18 protein-coding genes are annotated in these 15,479 nt (G+C 64.4%); 5 read left to right on the top strand and 13 right to left on the bottom strand.

Translation table 11 applies throughout. The features are described from left to right. Window positions 1-87: 87 nt before the first annotated feature. Window positions 88-1,107 (bottom strand): helix-turn-helix transcriptional regulator, encoded by a 1,020-nt coding sequence (locus ABIB66_RS27685; RefSeq protein ID WP_354256230.1) that lies wholly within the window; start codon window positions 1,105-1,107, stop codon window positions 88-90. Between the two features lie 83 nt (window positions 1,108-1,190). Between ABIB66_RS27685 and ABIB66_RS27680 the strand changes: the two genes are divergently transcribed. Further along, complete coding sequence (locus tag ABIB66_RS27680; RefSeq protein ID WP_354209534.1) at window positions 1,191-1,835, top strand: glutathione S-transferase family protein; 645 nt, start codon at window positions 1,191-1,193, stop codon at window positions 1,833-1,835. A 60-nt stretch (window positions 1,836-1,895) separates the two neighbouring features. On the opposite strand, the gene ABIB66_RS27675 is transcribed toward ABIB66_RS27680, so the two are convergent. The 4 genes from ABIB66_RS27675 to ABIB66_RS27660 all read right to left on the bottom strand — a co-directional run bounded on the left by ABIB66_RS27675 (window position 1,896) and on the right by ABIB66_RS27660 (window position 5,718). Continuing rightward, window positions 1,896-2,681 carry an enoyl-CoA hydratase/isomerase family protein gene (locus tag ABIB66_RS27675; RefSeq protein WP_354256227.1) on the bottom strand — a complete coding sequence of 262 codons (786 nt, stop codon included), beginning with the start codon at window positions 2,679-2,681 and terminating at the stop codon, window positions 1,896-1,898. A gap of 29 nt (window positions 2,682-2,710) precedes the next feature. Next, window positions 2,711-3,820, bottom strand: a complete 1,110-nt coding sequence (locus tag ABIB66_RS27670) for a cyclic nucleotide-gated ion channel (protein WP_354209532.1) — start codon at window positions 3,818-3,820, stop codon at window positions 2,711-2,713. Window positions 3,821-3,932: 112 nt separating this feature from the next. After that, entirely contained in the window at window positions 3,933-4,151 is a 219-nt protein-coding gene (locus ABIB66_RS27665; protein WP_354062908.1) for a hypothetical protein, read from the bottom strand. Window positions 4,152-4,272: 121 nt separating this feature from the next. Next, window positions 4,273-5,718, bottom strand: coding sequence for a type 2 periplasmic-binding domain-containing protein (locus ABIB66_RS27660; RefSeq protein WP_275172344.1), 1,446 nt, complete (start codon window positions 5,716-5,718; stop codon window positions 4,273-4,275). A 402-nt stretch (window positions 5,719-6,120) separates the two neighbouring features. Between ABIB66_RS27660 and ABIB66_RS27655 the strand changes: the two genes are divergently transcribed. Next, on the top strand, window positions 6,121-6,468 hold the full coding sequence (locus ABIB66_RS27655; RefSeq protein ID WP_018458457.1) for a DUF3307 domain-containing protein: 348 nt from the start codon (window positions 6,121-6,123) through the stop codon (window positions 6,466-6,468). Window positions 6,469-6,768: 300 nt separating this feature from the next. Next, on the top strand, window positions 6,769-7,167 hold the full coding sequence (locus ABIB66_RS27650; protein WP_007599645.1) for a hypothetical protein: 399 nt from the start codon (window positions 6,769-6,771) through the stop codon (window positions 7,165-7,167). Here the strand turns inward: ABIB66_RS27650 and ABIB66_RS27645 are convergent. Then, window positions 7,164-7,487, bottom strand: a complete 324-nt coding sequence (locus ABIB66_RS27645; RefSeq protein ID WP_354256223.1) for a YkgJ family cysteine cluster protein — start codon at window positions 7,485-7,487, stop codon at window positions 7,164-7,166. The two genes, ABIB66_RS27650 and ABIB66_RS27645, sit on opposite strands and share 4 nt — an antisense overlap. Before the next feature lie 13 nt (window positions 7,488-7,500). Next, window positions 7,501-8,199 (bottom strand): helix-turn-helix transcriptional regulator, encoded by a 699-nt coding sequence (locus tag ABIB66_RS27640; RefSeq protein ID WP_007599649.1) that lies wholly within the window; start codon window positions 8,197-8,199, stop codon window positions 7,501-7,503. A 113-nt stretch (window positions 8,200-8,312) separates the two neighbouring features. Here ABIB66_RS27640 and ABIB66_RS27635 point away from each other — a divergent pair, with 113 nt between their 5' ends. Then, on the top strand, window positions 8,313-8,633 hold the full coding sequence (locus ABIB66_RS27635; RefSeq protein WP_354209530.1) for a hypothetical protein: 321 nt from the start codon (window positions 8,313-8,315) through the stop codon (window positions 8,631-8,633). A gap of 39 nt (window positions 8,634-8,672) precedes the next feature. Further along, the gene (locus ABIB66_RS27630; protein ID WP_354209529.1) at window positions 8,673-9,401 is read left to right on the top strand and encodes a glutathione S-transferase family protein; all 729 of its coding nucleotides are present in this window, start codon (window positions 8,673-8,675) and stop codon (window positions 9,399-9,401) included. Between the two features lie 190 nt (window positions 9,402-9,591). Here ABIB66_RS27630 and ABIB66_RS27625 read toward each other — a convergent pair whose 3' ends face one another. The 6 genes from ABIB66_RS27625 to ABIB66_RS27600 form a co-directional block, all read right to left on the bottom strand. Further along, window positions 9,592-10,743, bottom strand: a complete 1,152-nt coding sequence (locus ABIB66_RS27625; RefSeq protein WP_354209528.1) for an ABC transporter substrate-binding protein — start codon at window positions 10,741-10,743, stop codon at window positions 9,592-9,594. 78 nt (window positions 10,744-10,821) lie between these two features. After that, on the bottom strand, window positions 10,822-11,253 hold the full coding sequence (locus ABIB66_RS27620; RefSeq protein ID WP_275172339.1) for an acyl-CoA thioesterase: 432 nt from the start codon (window positions 11,251-11,253) through the stop codon (window positions 10,822-10,824). 10 nt (window positions 11,254-11,263) lie between these two features. Then, window positions 11,264-12,025: an SDR family NAD(P)-dependent oxidoreductase gene (locus ABIB66_RS27615; protein WP_354209527.1), complete on the bottom strand. Its 762-nt coding sequence runs from the start codon at window positions 12,023-12,025 to the stop codon at window positions 11,264-11,266. Window positions 12,026-12,050: 25 nt separating this feature from the next. Then, window positions 12,051-13,937, bottom strand: a complete 1,887-nt coding sequence (locus ABIB66_RS27610; protein WP_354062916.1) for a feruloyl-CoA synthase — start codon at window positions 13,935-13,937, stop codon at window positions 12,051-12,053. Further along, on the bottom strand, window positions 13,934-14,743 hold the full coding sequence (locus tag ABIB66_RS27605) for a crotonase/enoyl-CoA hydratase family protein (protein ID WP_247283469.1): 810 nt from the start codon (window positions 14,741-14,743) through the stop codon (window positions 13,934-13,936). The genes ABIB66_RS27610 and ABIB66_RS27605 overlap by 4 nt, the downstream gene beginning before the upstream one ends. Window positions 14,744-15,014: 271 nt before the next feature. After that, on the bottom strand, window positions 15,015-15,476 hold the full coding sequence (locus tag ABIB66_RS27600) for a DUF3237 domain-containing protein (protein WP_354209525.1): 462 nt from the start codon (window positions 15,474-15,476) through the stop codon (window positions 15,015-15,017). Window positions 15,477-15,479: the final 3 nt, after the last annotated feature.

The raw sequence follows: 15,479 nt of genomic DNA, 5'->3' as shown, positions 1-15,479 counted from the left end.
GTGTGGCGCAGGGGCCGTTGTTGTGTCCCTGCATCTCGGTCGAGCCGAAACGCGGATGCGTTCACGCGGCGCGGGGAGAATCGTGTTTCAGGAGTGTTTCGTCGCTCGCGGCGGATTGCGCCGCCGTCCTGTTTTCCGCGCCGCGTGATAGCGCACGGCCATCGCCTCCGTCAGCTCGGCCATCTTCTCGCGCAGATCGGCCGGCTCCAGCACTTCGGCCTCTGGCCCGAGCCGCAACAATTCGGCCGCGGCATGCCATGACGTCTTGCCGGTCGGCACTCTGGCAATGCGCCAGCTGTCTGCATCTGCGGTCTCTTCGAACTGCGTCCGCGCCCTGACGTAAGGCTGGCTCAGTGCATCGAGCAGTTTCACGCCGAAGGGCGACAGCCGAACGATCGCGACATTGGGATGCATCTCCGCCTCGAGACGCAGCGTTGCGTCCCGCCAATAGCCGGCGAGATCGAAGCCGGCGGGCCGCTCACAGCGATCGTCGAGCGCGGTGCAGTCGAGCACGCGCGCGACGCGATAGGTCCGCACGCTGCCGTCGACCAGACCTGCGAGATACCAGCTGCCACCTTTCAGCACGAGACCGAGCGGCGCGACGCGGCGCTGCCTCTCGGCGCGCCAGCTCTGGTAGCGGATCTTGATCAATGTCCCGCGCAGGGTCGCGCCGGCGATGGTGCGCAGGTGCCTTGGTTGTTCCGCCTCGCCGAACCAGCCCGGCGCGTCGAGGTGAAAACGCTCCTGCATCCGTCCGGCGTCTTCGCGCAAATTGGCGGGCAGCGCGGCCATCAGCTTGTTCTGTGCGGCGATCATCGCCGCATCCAGCCCGAACGCCGCCGCCGGGCCCGGCAATCCCGCCAGAAACAGCGCTTCCGCCTCGCTCTGCGACAGACCGTTCAGCCGCACGCGATAACCGTCGAGCAGGCGATAGCCGCCCTCCGCGCCGCGGTCGGCATAGACAGGCACGCCCGACGCCGCGAGCGCGTCGATGTCGCGGTAGATCGTGCGCACCGAGACTTCGCAGGCCTCCGCGAGTTCAGGCGCGGTGACCTGCCCCTTGGCCTGGAGGGTGGTGAGGATCGACAGCATCCGGCTCGCGCGCATGATCCTTTAAACCATACCTGACACAGGATGTCAGGTATGATCCGCTACAACGCCATCGCCAGCCGGCCAGATGGAGACCTGCCATGACCGATCCGAACCGCATCACGCTGTATTATTCGCCGCAAAGCCGCGCCACCGGCACGCGGGTGCTGCTGGAGGAGCTGGGGGCGCCCTATGATCTTCACGTCCTCAACATGAAGGCCGGCGAGCAGCGCCAGCCGGCCTACCTCGCCATCAACCCGCTCGGCAAGGTGCCGGCGATCCACCACCGCGGGCAGCTCGTGACCGAGCAGGTCGCGATCACCATCTATCTCGCCGATTTGTTTCCGGAGGCCGGGCTGACGCCCGCGCTGAACGATCCGTTGCGCGGCCCTTATCTGCGCTGGATCGCCTATTACGGTGCTTCGTTCGAACCGGCCCTGATCGACAAGTTCATGCAGCGCGAGCCGGCACCGATTACGCAATCGCCCTATGCCGACTATGACACCATGCTCGGTGCGCTCGAGGCGCAGCTGTCGAAGGGGCCGTATCTGCTCGGCGAGCGCATGACGGCCGCAGATGTGTTGTGGGGCGTCGCGTTCAGCTGGACGATGATGTTCGGTATTGTGCCGAAGAAGGACGTGTTCGTCCGCTATGCCGAACGCATGACGGTGCGGCCCGCATTCCAACGCATCAACGCGGCGGATGATGAGATGGCGGCGCAGCATGCTGCGGCGGCTGGTGGGTAAGGCGCACTAGGACCGACACCGAGGGTGTGGCGCGCTGTTGCGCAATAATGTCCATCTCCCTCAAAACCGCGGCGGCCGCTTTTCCGCGAACGCCTGGATGCCTTCCTTGATTTCGTCGCCGCGCATGCTGTCGCGGTGACGCTGGTCGGCGGCTTGCTCGTCGAGTTCGCCGCGGGCGAATTCATTGATGGCGCGCTTCATGCCGCGCATCGCCTGCGGCGCGTTGCCGGCGAGGATGTTGGCGAGCTTATCGACCTCCTCGTCCAGAAACTCGACCGCCACCATATCGGTGAGATAGCCGATCCGCAGCATCTCCGGCGCGCTGATCTTTTGCGCGGTCAGGAACAGCTTCTTCGCATTGTCGACGCCGAGCCGCGTCACATAGCGTTTGATGCCGCTGCTGTAATAGTGCAGGCCGAGCCGGGCCGCAGGCATGAACATCTCGGCGGTGTCGACGCCGATGCGGAAATCGCAGGCGAGCGCGAGGTCGGTCGAGCCGCCATAGACGCCGCCGTTGAGCCGGCAGATCGTGGATACGCCGAGATCCTCCAGCCGGTTGACGACCACCTCGAAGGCCGAGCCCGCGCTCTGCTGCTCGCTCGCGCTGACCGCGCGCTCGGCAACGGAGTTGAGGTCATAGCCCGCGGAGAAGGCGCGCCCCGTGCCTGTCAGTACCAGCACGCGGATATCAGGATCGGCCTCGACCCGGTCGAACAGCTTGACCAGCTCGCCGAGATCCTCGGCCTGAAGCCGGTTGAGATGTTTGGGCCGGTTGAGGCGGATGGTGGCGCGTGCGCCAATGAGTTCGAGCACCGGGCCAGTGGCTGCGTCGGCTGAGTCCGACATTCGTGTCTCCATTTACTTGCTTGTCGCCATCATTTGTTTTCGAGCGTGCGCCGCTTCGCCTCGGCATCGATGGTTTCGGCGAGATCGGGATGCCGCGCCATCAGCACGCGAAAGTCGACGAGGTCGAGCACAAGAAGCCGCGACACCTTAGTGGTCGAGACATTGGCGCCGCGCAAATTGTTGCCGAGCAAGGCCATCTCGCCGAAGAACGCGCCATCGCCGAGCCGCACCTTCTTGCCGGGCAGGTCGACCTCGACCTCGCCGGCGGCGATGAAATACATGCAGTCGCCCTGCGCACCCTTGCGGATGATCATGGTGCGCGCCGGCAGCTCCATGGTGCGCAGCATGTGGGTGACGTCGGCGATGGCCGCCGGTCCGAGCGCCGCGAAGAACGGCACCTTGCTGACGGATTCCCAGGTCTTGAGGAAATTGTCGCGCCGGGTCTCCGCGGCAAAGCCGGTCGCCAAAATACCGGTCCAGAGGCCGAACACACCGAGGCCGGAGATCATCACCAGCGCCGCCACCATGCGGCCCAGCGGCGTCACCGGCACGACGTCGCCATAGCCCGTCGTCGTCAGGGTAGCGACGGCCCACCACAGCGCGGCCGGGACGCTGCCAAACGTCTGCGGCTGCACGTCCCGTTCCAGGAAATATTCGGCGACCGAGGCCAGGAAGACCACCATCAGGAAGATCACGAGCACGCTGAGCAGCGGCCCCGATTCCAGCACCAGCACCCGGCGGAGCTGCCGCAGGCCGGGAATCCCCGGCACCACCTTCAGGACCCAGAGCACACTGAGCAGCCACGCCGTCCTCGGCTCGATCCCCAGAATCAGCGCGGCCGGCACGGCCAACGCTCCGACCGCGTCGACCAGCCCGGCGGAGGACGACATGTAGAGTGCAAGGCGCCCCTGTCGCGCCATATGGCGCAGCCGGACCACCCATTCGAACACGAAGTAGACGAGGCAGGTCCAAAGCAGGGCATCGACCCAGCGATGCGCCGTCTCATAGGCCGGATTGACCGTCAGGAGCATCATGCCGAGCACGCCGACGCCGACTGCCACATAGGCCGCCCTGGTCATGTTGCGGCCGGCCGTGGCGGCCGCGAACTGGGCCAGAGCGGAGATCAGCGGCTTGGACATGCGGGACGGCGGCTCGGTTTTGTCTTTGCGGTCCCCGGCTGGAACCTCGGTGCCAAAGTGCCTGCCCGGGCCGAGGCCGTCAACGACAGGCGCGGCCACGGGCCACGCGCCGCTACTTGAAATGCGGCGGTTCGTCGTAGCCGCGACGGCTGCTGAAGAACAGCAGCACCATCAAGCCGATGCCGACAAGAACGGAAAATCCGGCTCCCAGCGCCAGCGCCACATAGCCTTCCGTCGGGATCGGCTCGCCGTCGACCGCCATCGCGGAATAGGCGAAATAGCCTACCGCCGCCAGCATGCCCAGCAGGAAGATGATGAGGAGTGCACGCATCGCGCGGTCTCCGGTTGTACCCGGGAGCAAACGGTTGTGGACGAGCACGGTTCCCGGACTAAAGCCCGGTCGCCCGCGGACGTGCCGGCAAGGCGTCGCCGCAGACCCTCAAACCGACAGGTCAGGCACTCTGAGCTGTCTTCACCACCACGACATTGCTCTCGTCGTGCTGGGGAGGGGCCACATCGTGAGCGGCCTTCCCGCTCTCGCCCGCATGGCGCTTGAGGTAGTCGCGGCGCATGCCGATCTCGTCGCGGACGAATTCGTAGCCGAGCTTGAATGTGTCGAGCCCGTCGCTACTGATCGTGCCGTCTCGCAAGCCGATGACGGCGCCACGCAAGATGCCTTCCAGCTCGTCCTGGAGACATTCGAGCTGGTCCAGCGAATGAGCGTGTTCGATCCGCTCGCCGACGTCGAGGATCGCGGTGGCGAGCTCGCTGGCCTTCTCCGGCGCGATCCGGGTGATCTTGGCGTAGATCGCGGCGAAGATCGAGCCGATGACGCTGAGCGCGGCAGCGCCCAGATACATCAGGTCGCTGTACTTATCCATGAACGACTTGGTGTCGTCGTTGATGTAGTCGGCCGCCCCTTGATGCGCGATCACGAAGGCGTCCTTCTCGACGGACGCGGGCTCGATTCTGCTGGCAAAGCCGCCGTCGAGCCCGAGCGCGGACTTGTTCTCGTAGACGATGCGCGCGAGATCCCCGGCCGCCGTCGGCGACATCCTGGATTGGACGACCAGCAACCATTCGAGCCCGATCGTGTCGAGATCGTCGTCGGGAATTTCCGGTGATGCGGACAGCATGCCCGCCGTCAGTGTCTCGCTGGAAATGCCGGGGATCTTGCGCGCCAGCACTTTCGCCTCGTCGATCGCGTTCAGTGTGAAGCCGCCGCGCCTGGCGACCTGCTCATACGCCTTGTCCCGCACCGCCCGCGAGGCGTGGACGATGGCGACGACCGCGCCAAAGCCGCTTGCCGGCGCGAACAGCTTGTCGAGCGTTGCGCCCTGCGGCGCCATCTGGATCTTCGCCGCGTCCGCACCGTCGGGAATGTCGAGGATGCCGCGGACGAAGGCGAGCGAGGATTCGTTGTCGGCGAGGACGGCGACCTTCTTCTTCTTCAGCTCGGCGAGCGACTTGATCTTCTTGTTTCCGGGCCCGAGCAGCAGCACGAGATCGTGCTCGAGGATCGCGAGCGTGCGTGCCCGCAACGGCACCTTGGCGTCGGTGCGAAGCACCGCGAGGTCGGCCTGTTTGCGATCGAACTGGGCGATCGCCTTGGCGTTGTCGGCGTTGTTGACGATCTTGATCCGAAAGCGCGAGGCGTTGTTCTTCAGGACCGCGGCGAGCTTGGCTGCGAACAGCGCCTCGTCGCTGTTGGGGGCGCCGACGGCAAAGGTCAGCGTCTCCGAATTGTGCACCAGCATGCGGCCGCCCCAGACGGTGGCAAGCGACAACAGCAGGGTCAGCACGACGTAGAGGAAGACCTGCTGCTGGTTGGTCTTGATCACCTTGGGTCGCCGGGGCGGTGGCTCGATCGGCGATGAGGTAGGGCCCTCAGTACTCATGGCAGCACTCTGGCCTTATGATTCCGGTGGCGGGCGGCATCGCGGATGTGATCGCTGCGGTCGCCCTGTAATTCGTAAACGTCTGAAAAAAGAAAGATATTCTCTACCGGCAATGATAGCGCGCAGGCTGCGGAAAGCAAATTCCGAGCCGAAGGTAACCTTACTCAGCTCGGCCGTGGCGATTGGTCATCCTATCACCGGTTAGCCACAGTTGGCGATTTTCCGGTTCCCCCCGGCTGCATTCCGTCGCGGGAGATGTCATAAATCGCACGTCCCGGCGATTTGACCGGTCCAGGAAGAGATTGCGCTGAACGCTCCAATTCTTCTTGTCACGTCAATGAGGGCGCCTTGTCGTTTCCACCCCTGTCATCGGCAGTTCCGGTCGAAGCCCTCATTGGTTGGATGTTGCTGCTCACGTTCAAGCACATCATCGCCGATTTCGTGCTCCAGACTGCCTGGATGGCGCACGGCAAGGACCAGAAGCACGGCTGGGCCCTGCCGCTCCTGGTGCACTGCCTGGTTCACCTTGCGGTTGCGCTTCCGCTGATCCTGATCGTGGCGCCGAAATTCTGGTTTGTGGCGTTGATCGACTTCGTGATCCACATCACGATCGACCGCGCCAAGGGCCTGGTCTCGGCCAATTTCGGTGTCGATCTTGCGCATCCCTGGTTCTGGACCCTGATCGGTGTCGACCAGGCCCTGCACCATCTGACCGGCTTCGGCCTCTCCATCTTCATGGCGGCGAACTGAAGGACGGCGGTCTCGGCGTAGGTAGTCGTCCATCGGCGTCCACAAGAGGTCGTCATGCCCGGGCTTGTCCCGCCTGCGCGGCCGAAGCCGCTTCGGCGAGGCGAAGGCCCGGGCATCCACGTTCTTTGCGCCTCTCGGCTTCCGTGGATGGCCGGGACAAGCCCGGCCATGACGCTGTGGAGGCATTTCCGGCCATTGATTCGCTGCCAGGGCGCAAGGACCCCGGGTGACTACCGGGCCGCGTGGTTAACCTTTCGTTAGAGAATTGCACTGCATCTTCCCACAAGAGGGAGAACTGCAATGTTTTCAAGCCGCGATACCTTTGAAGGCGATTCGTGCCCGGTCCGCGACGAACTCCTTGGCGAGATGTACCGCGCCAGCGAGAGTGGCCTGCCGAGGCTGGTTGAAAGTGTTTCCCCTGACGCGCGCGCCAGGCTGGCGCTGTTCTGCTATCGCCGCAGCCATCTGCACTCGCTGGCGGTCGCGATCGCTGGCAGCTGCAACGAGCGCGACCTGATCGAGAACGGCGGCCGTGTCGGTTCGACGCTCTACGCGCTTGCGCGCGAAGGCGCGGCGAAATCCTCGCCGTCGCTGTCCGGTGGCCGCAAGCCGATCACGCTGTCGACCAAGCCGCTCTCGGTGCTCGCGCCGCTGGACGACGAGATCGACGACGAGATCAGCGAAGCCGTCCCCGCCTAAACGCTCGCGATAATTGGCAGTCCGAATTTCCGCCGCGCCATGGCGCATTCGGCATCGCCCGGCATGCATGTGCGGCACACCTCCGGCCGCACTGCGTAGATGCCGCACGCGGTCGCTTGTCCGATCTCTCCCTGCAACGCCGAACAGCGATCGCCTTCACAGCGCATGCCGGATTGACGGTCGTTGACGAGCGCTTCGGGAATGCCGGCAAGCTCCTCGTCGCTCTCGATCGAGAAGCGCGGCCAGTTCGCCGAATAGCCGCAGCAGGCGCCGCAACTCTGGCAGCAGCTCGACAGGTCGATGGGGGCGTTCTCGTCCATCGTCACGTGTCCTTCAGGTATCCTTGGGCGGGCCCCAGACCAGGCTCTGCCGCCATTTCGCGCGCAGCACGTCGCGCCTTTCAGGATATCTCTCGTCGGGATAGCTCGCATCCACCACGCGGTCGGTGCGGAAGCTGCGGAAGTCGCCGCGCAGCTCGCACCAGGCCGCGAGCAGGCGCACGGCTTCGAGATAGCCGATCGAAATCGGCCAGATCATGCGCTCGCTGGCGCGGCCCTGTTCGTCGCGATAGCGCAGCATGATCTTCTTGCCTTCGTGGATCTGGGTGCGCGTGCGGGCCATGTCCAGGCGGTCCGGCTCCCTGTTCCAGCTCGGCCGGGCCCGGCTTGCCGGCTCCAGCACGAAGGGGCGCAGGCGCTCGGGGACAGTGTCGGCGATCTTGGCCATCAAGTCTTCAGCCGCGCGCGCCAGCGCGGGATCGGCATGGCCGGCGACCCATTGCGCGCCCAGCACCGCCGCCTCGATCTCGTCGGGTGTCAGCATCAAAGGCGGCAGGTCAAAACCCTTTTCCAGGATGTAGCCCATGCCGGCTTCACCGCGGATCGGCACGCGCTGGCCGATCAGCGTGGCGATGTCGCGATAGATCGTGCGCTTCGAGGTCTCGAGCTCGGCCGCGATGGCGTCCGCCGTCAGCGGCTTACGCGTGCGCCTCAGCACCTGGATGATTTGAAACAGCCGGTCGGCGCGTCTCATGACGGGTCTCTTGTCGGTGGTTTTTTCACAAGGCGGCGCGCGGCTGCTGACAGGATGTTGGCAGCAGGGGAGTTCTATACCGGGTCAACACGTCGACTGAAGAGGATTTGTCCATGATCATTCCAACTCATTTCGGCCCGGCCGCGGCGCTGTGGCGGACCCAGCCTTTAAGGGTCCAGCCTCTGCAAGTCCTGCGTTTGCAAGTCCTGCGTTTGCAAGTCCGAGCTTGGTACGCATGGGTGTGCGGCCGCCTCGTATCGCTTGATCTCATGGTCGTCGACCTCCGCCTTGCGCTCGCGACCGCGGTGGCCCGCTTCCTGGTCGAGGCCGCGGACGCGTTGGTCCATCATGTCATGGCCCGCGCCTGGCGGGGGGCCCGTTTCGCAGAAGATATCACGGCTGCTGCCACCATGGTGGCAGCAGCCCGCGGTTAAGTTCCCTCAACTCTTTCGGTCGTTTTCAGGAGAGCCTTCATGATCACGCTTTACGGCTTTGGCACCGGCTTCGGCCTGCCGGAAATCAGCCCCTTCGTCACCAAGACCGAGGTGCAGCTCAAGATGGCGGGATTGCCCTACCGTAAGGAGCGGGCGATGCCGCCCGCCTCTCCCAAGGGACAGCTGCCTTTCATCGACGATGGCGGTGAGGCGGTGGCCGATTCCACCTTCATCCGCGCCCATATCGAGCGCCGCTATGGCTTCGATTTCGACGCCGGCCTGTCGCTTGCCGAGCGCGCACAAGCTTGGGCATTCGAGCGTATGATCGAGCATCACGTTTATTTTGCGCTGGTCGGGGCGCGCTGGGTCGACCCGGTCAACTTCGCCAAGGGGCCTGCGCATTTCTTCGACGGCGCGCCGGAGCACAATCGCGAGAAGTTGCGCGAGGACGCGCAATTCCGTGTCGCCGAGAACTACCTGCTCTCCGGACTCGGACGGCACGCGCCCGATGACGACGTCGATCTCGCCGTGCGCTCGCTGTTTGCGCTCTCGGTGCAACTCGGCGACAAGTCCTATCTGATGGGCAACAAGCCCTGCGGCGTCGATGCCACCGCCTTCGGTGCACTCGCCGGCATCCTGACGCCGTTCTTCGAATCCGCACTGCGCCGTCGCGCCGAGGGATTTCCGAACCTCACCGCCTATGTCGACCGGATGATGGACAATTACTATCCGGAGTTCGCCTGGACCCCGCTGCGACAGGCGGCGTAGGAACGCGGCGTATTCTCTTCGTCATGCCCGGGCTCGTCCCGGGCATCCACGTTCTTCGCGCCGTATGGCAAGGCGTGGATGGCCGGGACGAGCCCGGCCATGACGATAATATGGCAATGCCATTCTAGGAGCCAAAAGAAAGAGCCGGCCCATCGGGCCGGCTCTCGTCGTCTCAATCCTGCCGCTGCGTCTATTTCACCAGCATGTACTTGCCGTTCTTCACCGTGAGCAAAATCCGCGAGCGCTCGTCGAGGCCGTAGCGGTCCTTTTCGGTGAAATTGTAGACGCCCTGGCTCGCCGCAAGCTCCTTCTCCGACAGCAGCGCCTGGCGGATCGCTTCGCGGAATTCCGGCGTGCCGGGCTTCGCCGTCTTGAGTGCCGTCGGGATAATGCGTTTGAGAATCTCGAACGCATCGTAAGAGTGACCGGCGAACTGGCTGCGGCTGTTCGGGCCGTACTTGGCTTCATAGGCCGAGTTGAGCGCGAGGCCCGGCTTCTTGGTGGCGGCTTCGTCCGGCTGATCCTCGGGATCCATGACGGGACCAGAGGCCATCAGCACGCCTTCCGCCGCTTTGCCGGCGATGCGGATGAAGTCCATGCTGGCGGCGCCGTGGGTCTGGTAGATCAGGCCCTGATAGCCGCGCTCGCGCAGCTCGGTCTGCGGCAGCGCGGCCGCGGTACCGGAAGCGCCGACCAGAATGGCGTCGGGATTCGCAGCCACGAGCTTCAGCACCTGTCCGGTCACCGACGTGTCGGGACGAGCGAAGCGCTCCTCGTCGGCGATGGTCATGCCCATCGGCACGCCCTGCGCCTTCAAATCGTTGAACCAGAGGTCGCCATAGGAGTCGGAATAGCCGATATAGCCGACCGTCTTCACGCCCTTGGCCTTCATGTGGTCGTACAGCACCTTGCCCACGATCGGGATCGGCTGCGGCATCGCCACCGACCACTTCATGCGCTCCGGCGTGATCGGGAACGGCGCCAGGCCGAAATGCGGAATGCCGGCTTCGTTGGCGACGTTGGACACCGCGATGGTCGGCGGCGTCAGCGCCGAGCCCATGATGATATCGGCCTTGGATTCGGTCACGAAGCGGCGGGCGTTGGTGGTCGCGGTGGTGGGATCGCCGCCGTCGTCGAGCACGATCACCTTCAGCGGCACGCCGCCGATCTCCTTCGGCACGAACTCCAGCGCATTGCGCTCGGGAATCCCCAGCGCTGCGCCCGGGCCGGTCGTGGTGGTGGTGATGCCGATGGTGACCTCGGCGGTCTGGGCCAGCGCGGGCACGGCCGGCAGCGCAAGCGCGGCCGCGGTGACGGCGGCGGTCAGGTAAAAGCGTTTCATCTATTCCTCCCTTTATGTGTTTCTTTGAAAGCAGAAATCGGGGGGTAATTCAGCCCCCTCTTTTGGTGATGTGGCGATTTAGCTCCGGGCATCGCTCCCCGTGAATTTGGCTACCATTTCCGCAGGAAACGGTGCCGATTTCAGTTTGTCGGGGTTAACGGGGTCGCGGCCGACCAGGACGCGGGTCTCGAAACCCTCGAGCGCCAGCGCCTCGCCCTTGTAGACGCTGTGCTTCACCTCGAAACTCGAGCGCTTGATGCTCTCGACCTTGGTTTCGATGGTGATCCAGTCGCCATAAGTCGAGGGGATGTAGAACTTGGCGCGGGTGTCGACCATGGGAATGCCCACCAAGCCGTATTTGCGGACCAGGTCCTGCTTGGAGAACCCGGCGACTTCGAACAGGGTCGACGTCGAATCGTCGAACATCGCGAAATAGCGCGGGTAATAGACGATGTTGGCGGGGTCACAGTCACCCCACTGGATCTGGACGTCGCGCCGGTTCACGAACATAGGCCGCGTCCTATTTCGGCGCCATGCGCAGCGAGCCGTCGAGGCGCACCACTTCGCCGTTCAGGTACGAATTCTCGACCATGTGCAGGGCGAGCGCCGCGAACTCGTCGGCGTGGCCGAGCCGGCGCGGGAACGGGATCGCGGCGGCGAGCGAGTCCTGGGCTTCCTGCGGCAGGTTGGCGAGCAGCGGCGTGAGGAACAGGCCGGGCGCGATCGTCAGCACGCGGACGCCGAACTGCGCCAGCTCGCGCGCGATCGGCAGCGTCATGCCAACGATGCCGCCCTTTGAGGCCGAATAGGCCGATTGCCCGATCTGGCCGTCATAAGCGGCAACGGAAGCCGTGTTGATGATGACGCCGCGCTCGCCGGTCGCCTGCGGCTCGAGCTTGGACATCTCGTTTGCGGCAAGGCGCAGCATGTTGAAGGTCCCGATCAGATTGACCTTGATCACCTTGTCGAAATCGGCGAGCGCCATCGGGCCGTCGCGGCCGACGACGCGCTTGGCTACGCCGATGCCGGCGCAATTGACCAGCACGCGCGCGGGTCCATGGGCCTTGGTCGCCTGCGCGATCGCAGCTTCCGCCGAAGCGGCATCGGAGACGTCGCAAGCCACCGCGACGCCCTTGATCTCGGCGGCAACAGTCTCGGCGAGCTTGGCATTGAGATCGAACACCGCGACCTTGGCGCCTTGCGCCGCCAGCTTTCGCGCAGTCGCCGCACCAAGTCCCGACGCGCCGCCGGTGACGATGACAGCCTGATCCTTCAACAACATGGCGTTCTCCCTGGTGCGATATTTCTTACCCGACCGATATCACACGGTCCGATGGATTGGCAGCGTAGAGCTCCTCGATCAGCAGGCTGCGATGCTCGAGCACCGCGCGCTGGTTGATCGAGCCCTTGTCGGTTACCTCGCCCTTGTCGATCGAGAGCGGCGTGTCCATGAGGATCGCGCGCGTGATCCGCGTCGAGGATCCCGTGGCCGCGCCGAGAAAGCGGGTCAGCCGTTCGCGAAATGCCTCGCGCACCAGCCGGTCGCGGGTCGCGACGACGAGGTCGTCGGTCGGCAGCGTCGGGTTGATCAGCCGGCAGCCGTCGAGATCGAGCACGACGAGCGCGGAGACCTCGTCACGGTTGATGCCGGCGATGACGACGTCGCGCACCAGCGGTGCGCAGGCCGCAACGAAGCGCGCGCGCAACGGGCCGACGCTGACCCAGGTGCCGCTGCCGAGCTTGAAATCCTCACCGATGCGGCCGTCGAAATCGAAGCCGGCGTTGAGATCGTCGGGATCGACAGGCTTGAGCGCATCGCCCAGCTTGTAGAAGCCTTCTTCGTCGAACGATTGTGCGGTGATGTCGGGCTGGCGCCAGTAGCCGGGCATCACGTTCGGCCCCTTGCAACGAACTTCCATTTTGCCGTTGTTCGGCACCAGCTTGGCATCGTTGCCGGATACGGGAAGCCCGACATGGCCGGAGCGGCTGGTGCGCGGGTTGACCGACATGAAGAACGGCGCGGTCTCGGTTGCGCCAAGGCCTGTCAGCATCGGCACGCGGTAGCCTTTTTCCTTCACCGCGAGCTCGTCGAGGCTGTTCCAGACGAACGGCGACAGAGCCGCGCCCGAGAAGAACATCGCGTGCAGCCGGTCGAAGAATTTCGCGCGCAGGCCCTGGTCGTCGCGCAGATAAGGCAGCAGCGACTCGTAGCCCTTGGGCACGTTGAAATAAACTGTCGGCGATATCTCCTGGAGATTGCGCACCGTTTCCTCGATGCCTCCAGGCACCGGCTTGCCGGCATCGAGATACATCGAGCCGCCATTGTAGAGCGTCAGCCCGATATTGTGGTTGCCGCCAAAAGTGTGATTCCAGGGCAGCCAGTCGATAATGACGGGCGGCTCGTCCTTGAGGAAGGCGAGCGTCTCGCGCAGCATCACCTGGTTGGCGCAGATCATGCGCTGGGTATTGATGACCGCCTTCGGGTTGCCGGTCGAGCCCGAGGTCAGCAGGAATTTCGCGACGGTATCGGGGCCGATCTTGCCGTGGACCTCGTCCAGATCGCCGCGGATCGGCGTCGCCATGAGGTCGGCGAGCAAGGTGACGTCGCGGCCCGGCACGCGCCCGTAGGATGCGGCGATCTCGGTGCCGAGCGAGACGTTGGCGGCGAGCGCATCGGCGAATTTGTCGGCATCTTCGGCGAAGACGAGGCCGGGCGTCAGCAGCTTCATCAGATAGGAGAGCTTGCCGTAATCCTTCGATACCAGCGAATAAGCCGGCGACACCGGGCAGAACGGAATGCCGGCATAGAACGCTCCGAACGCCAGCAATGCGTGGTCGATCGAATTGCCGGAGAGGATGACGACCGGCCGCTCCGCCGACAATCCGCGCGCAATGAGCCCTGAGGCGATGTGCCGGCTCGCGGCGAGCAGCTCGGCGTAGCTGATCTTGCGCCAGAAGCGGCCACCTTCGCGCTCGGCCATGAAGACGCGATCCGGCGTCGCGCTCGCCCAGTGATGCAGGCGGTCGGTGATGCGGGTCGGATAATCGCCGAGCGGCTGTTTGGGCCGCAGATAAATCGTGCCGTCGTCGCGCCGCTCGATGTTGACGACGGGATCGCCGAACGAAATGGGCCGCAGCGGGGAAGTGCTCGCGCCGCGCTCCATGCTGGAAGAGGACGACGGCTGCGCGCTCATGATTTCGGCTTTACCTTTGCGGTCTTGTGCTCGAGGAACTCGCGGATCCTGCGTTTTGCTTCCTTGTCGCTCTGCGCCACCGTCGCCATCAGCGATTCCATCAACAGGCCGGTCTGCGGATTGGCCTCCGCGATCATCGGCAGGGCTTGGAGCACGGCGAAATTCGTCAGCGGCGCGTTGGAGGCGACCTTGGTCGCAAGCTCCATCGCCTTGCCGAGTCCGTTGCCGGCTTCCGTGACATATTGCGCAAAGCCGTAGGAGGTGCCTTCGGTCGCGGAATAGACGCGGCCGGTCAGCATCATGTCCATCATCCTGGCGACACCGATCAGCCGCGGCAGGCGCACCGAACCGCCGCCACCGACGAAGATGCCGCGCTGCCCCTCCGGCAGCGCGAAATAGGTCGAGGGTTCTGCGACGCGGATATGTGCCGCACAGGCGAGCTCCAGCCCGCCGCCGATCACGGCGCCCCTCAGCGCCGCGATCACGGGCACCCGGCTGTACTGGATGCGGTCGAACACCCGGTGCCACATCTGCGAATGCAGCAGGCCGCCGGTGGCATCATGGTCGGTCAGTTCGGAGAGGTCGAGACCGCTGGAAAAATGGTCGCCGATGCCATGGATGACGACCGCGCCGATATCCTCGGGCAGTGACGCAAAACACTCGCCGATTTCCAGGATGATGCCGTCGTTGAGTGCATTGCGCTTGGCCGGCCGATTCAGACCGACGGTCAAAACCCGGTCCGCCCGCTCGATCCTCAAAAGCCCGGAGGCGCCCGCGTCAGCGGTCTCGGCGTTTCCCTGTGTCATTTGCGTCCTTGTCAGAATAGTTATGTTGTATAACGAATTCAGGGGGAGTCAAGGAGGGAAGGGCAGTTCAGGGTCGGTAGAGCCTTGCTCCAAGATACTATGTCGTCCCGGCGAAGGCCGGGACCCATAATCCACCGGGAGAAGTTTGGCGACGACAGTCGTTAAGTGCTCAGACCATCCGCAATCGATGGATTCCGCGGTATGGGTCCCGGCCTTCGCCGGGACGACGAGCGGAGTATGTGGCGCCGACTTGACCCTAAGGCCTGTGTTCTCACATCACCTGATGCACGTCGATCACGACGCGATCCGCATGCCGCGCTGCTGAGCCCACAAAAATGTGCTCCATCAGCCAGCGGTACTTCTCGTGCCCGGTCTCGAACCTCGGCACGGTGCGGAAATAGATTTGCTTCGGGTCGACCGGCTCGCCGCGTTTGAGCTTTTGCAACAGCTCGACCGGGCCGAAGCGCATGCCCTTGTTCTCGACATAGACGATGGCGCCGTCGTCGGTTTCGAACGCGTACTTCGCTTCGAGATCTATCAGCTCGTTCGGGCGGATGGTCTGGAAGTCGGCGCCGAACGGCAGCACCTTGCCGGTGATCGCGCCCGTCACCTCGCCGCCGATGATCGGGATGATGCGGCGAATGCCGATGCCGGTCTCGCCGGCGGTGACGACGTCGCCGATGCGTGCGGTGACGGTCAAGACGTATTTAGTTTCCAGTACGGGTATGGTCATCGC

The sequence above is a fragment of the Bradyrhizobium sp. F1.13.3 genome (assembly GCF_040548265.1).
In the GTDB taxonomy this organism is placed as follows: domain Bacteria; phylum Pseudomonadota; class Alphaproteobacteria; order Rhizobiales; family Xanthobacteraceae; genus Bradyrhizobium.
This window is presented reverse-complemented; position numbering and strand designations above follow the sequence as displayed.

What these genes read in the sequence shown, in the direction of transcription:
- ABIB66_RS27645 (WP_354256223.1), bottom strand. Translation starts at nt 7,487, where the DNA reads ATGGACGAGAACGCCCCCATCGACCTGTCGAGCTGCTGCCAGAGTTGC.
- ABIB66_RS27615 (WP_354209527.1), bottom strand. Translation starts at nt 12,025, where the DNA reads ATGTTGTTGAAGGATCAGGCTGTCATCGTCACCGGCGGCGCGTCGGGA.
- ABIB66_RS27685 (WP_354256230.1), bottom strand. Translation starts at nt 1,107, where the DNA reads ATGCGCGCGAGCCGGATGCTGTCGATCCTCACCACCCTCCAGGCCAAG.
- ABIB66_RS27610 (WP_354062916.1), bottom strand. Translation starts at nt 13,937, where the DNA reads ATGAGCGCGCAGCCGTCGTCCTCTTCCAGCATGGAGCGCGGCGCGAGC.
- ABIB66_RS27665 (WP_354062908.1), bottom strand. Translation starts at nt 4,151, where the DNA reads ATGCGTGCACTCCTCATCATCTTCCTGCTGGGCATGCTGGCGGCGGTA.
- ABIB66_RS27670 (WP_354209532.1), bottom strand. Translation starts at nt 3,820, where the DNA reads ATGTCCAAGCCGCTGATCTCCGCTCTGGCCCAGTTCGCGGCCGCCACG.
- ABIB66_RS27655 (WP_018458457.1), top strand. Translation starts at nt 6,121, where the DNA reads ATGTTGCTGCTCACGTTCAAGCACATCATCGCCGATTTCGTGCTCCAG.
- ABIB66_RS27635 (WP_354209530.1), top strand. Translation starts at nt 8,313, where the DNA reads ATGATCATTCCAACTCATTTCGGCCCGGCCGCGGCGCTGTGGCGGACC.
- ABIB66_RS27605 (WP_247283469.1), bottom strand. Translation starts at nt 14,743, where the DNA reads ATGACACAGGGAAACGCCGAGACCGCTGACGCGGGCGCCTCCGGGCTT.
- ABIB66_RS27625 (WP_354209528.1), bottom strand. Translation starts at nt 10,743, where the DNA reads ATGAAACGCTTTTACCTGACCGCCGCCGTCACCGCGGCCGCGCTTGCG.
- ABIB66_RS27680 (WP_354209534.1), top strand. Translation starts at nt 1,191, where the DNA reads ATGACCGATCCGAACCGCATCACGCTGTATTATTCGCCGCAAAGCCGC.
- ABIB66_RS27620 (WP_275172339.1), bottom strand. Translation starts at nt 11,253, where the DNA reads ATGTTCGTGAACCGGCGCGACGTCCAGATCCAGTGGGGTGACTGTGAC.
- ABIB66_RS27600 (WP_354209525.1), bottom strand. Translation starts at nt 15,476, where the DNA reads ATGACCATACCCGTACTGGAAACTAAATACGTCTTGACCGTCACCGCA.
- ABIB66_RS27640 (WP_007599649.1), bottom strand. Translation starts at nt 8,199, where the DNA reads ATGAGACGCGCCGACCGGCTGTTTCAAATCATCCAGGTGCTGAGGCGC.
- ABIB66_RS27650 (WP_007599645.1), top strand. Translation starts at nt 6,769, where the DNA reads ATGTTTTCAAGCCGCGATACCTTTGAAGGCGATTCGTGCCCGGTCCGC.
- ABIB66_RS27675 (WP_354256227.1), bottom strand. Translation starts at nt 2,681, where the DNA reads ATGTCGGACTCAGCCGACGCAGCCACTGGCCCGGTGCTCGAACTCATT.
- ABIB66_RS27630 (WP_354209529.1), top strand. Translation starts at nt 8,673, where the DNA reads ATGATCACGCTTTACGGCTTTGGCACCGGCTTCGGCCTGCCGGAAATC.
- ABIB66_RS27660 (WP_275172344.1), bottom strand. Translation starts at nt 5,718, where the DNA reads ATGAGTACTGAGGGCCCTACCTCATCGCCGATCGAGCCACCGCCCCGG.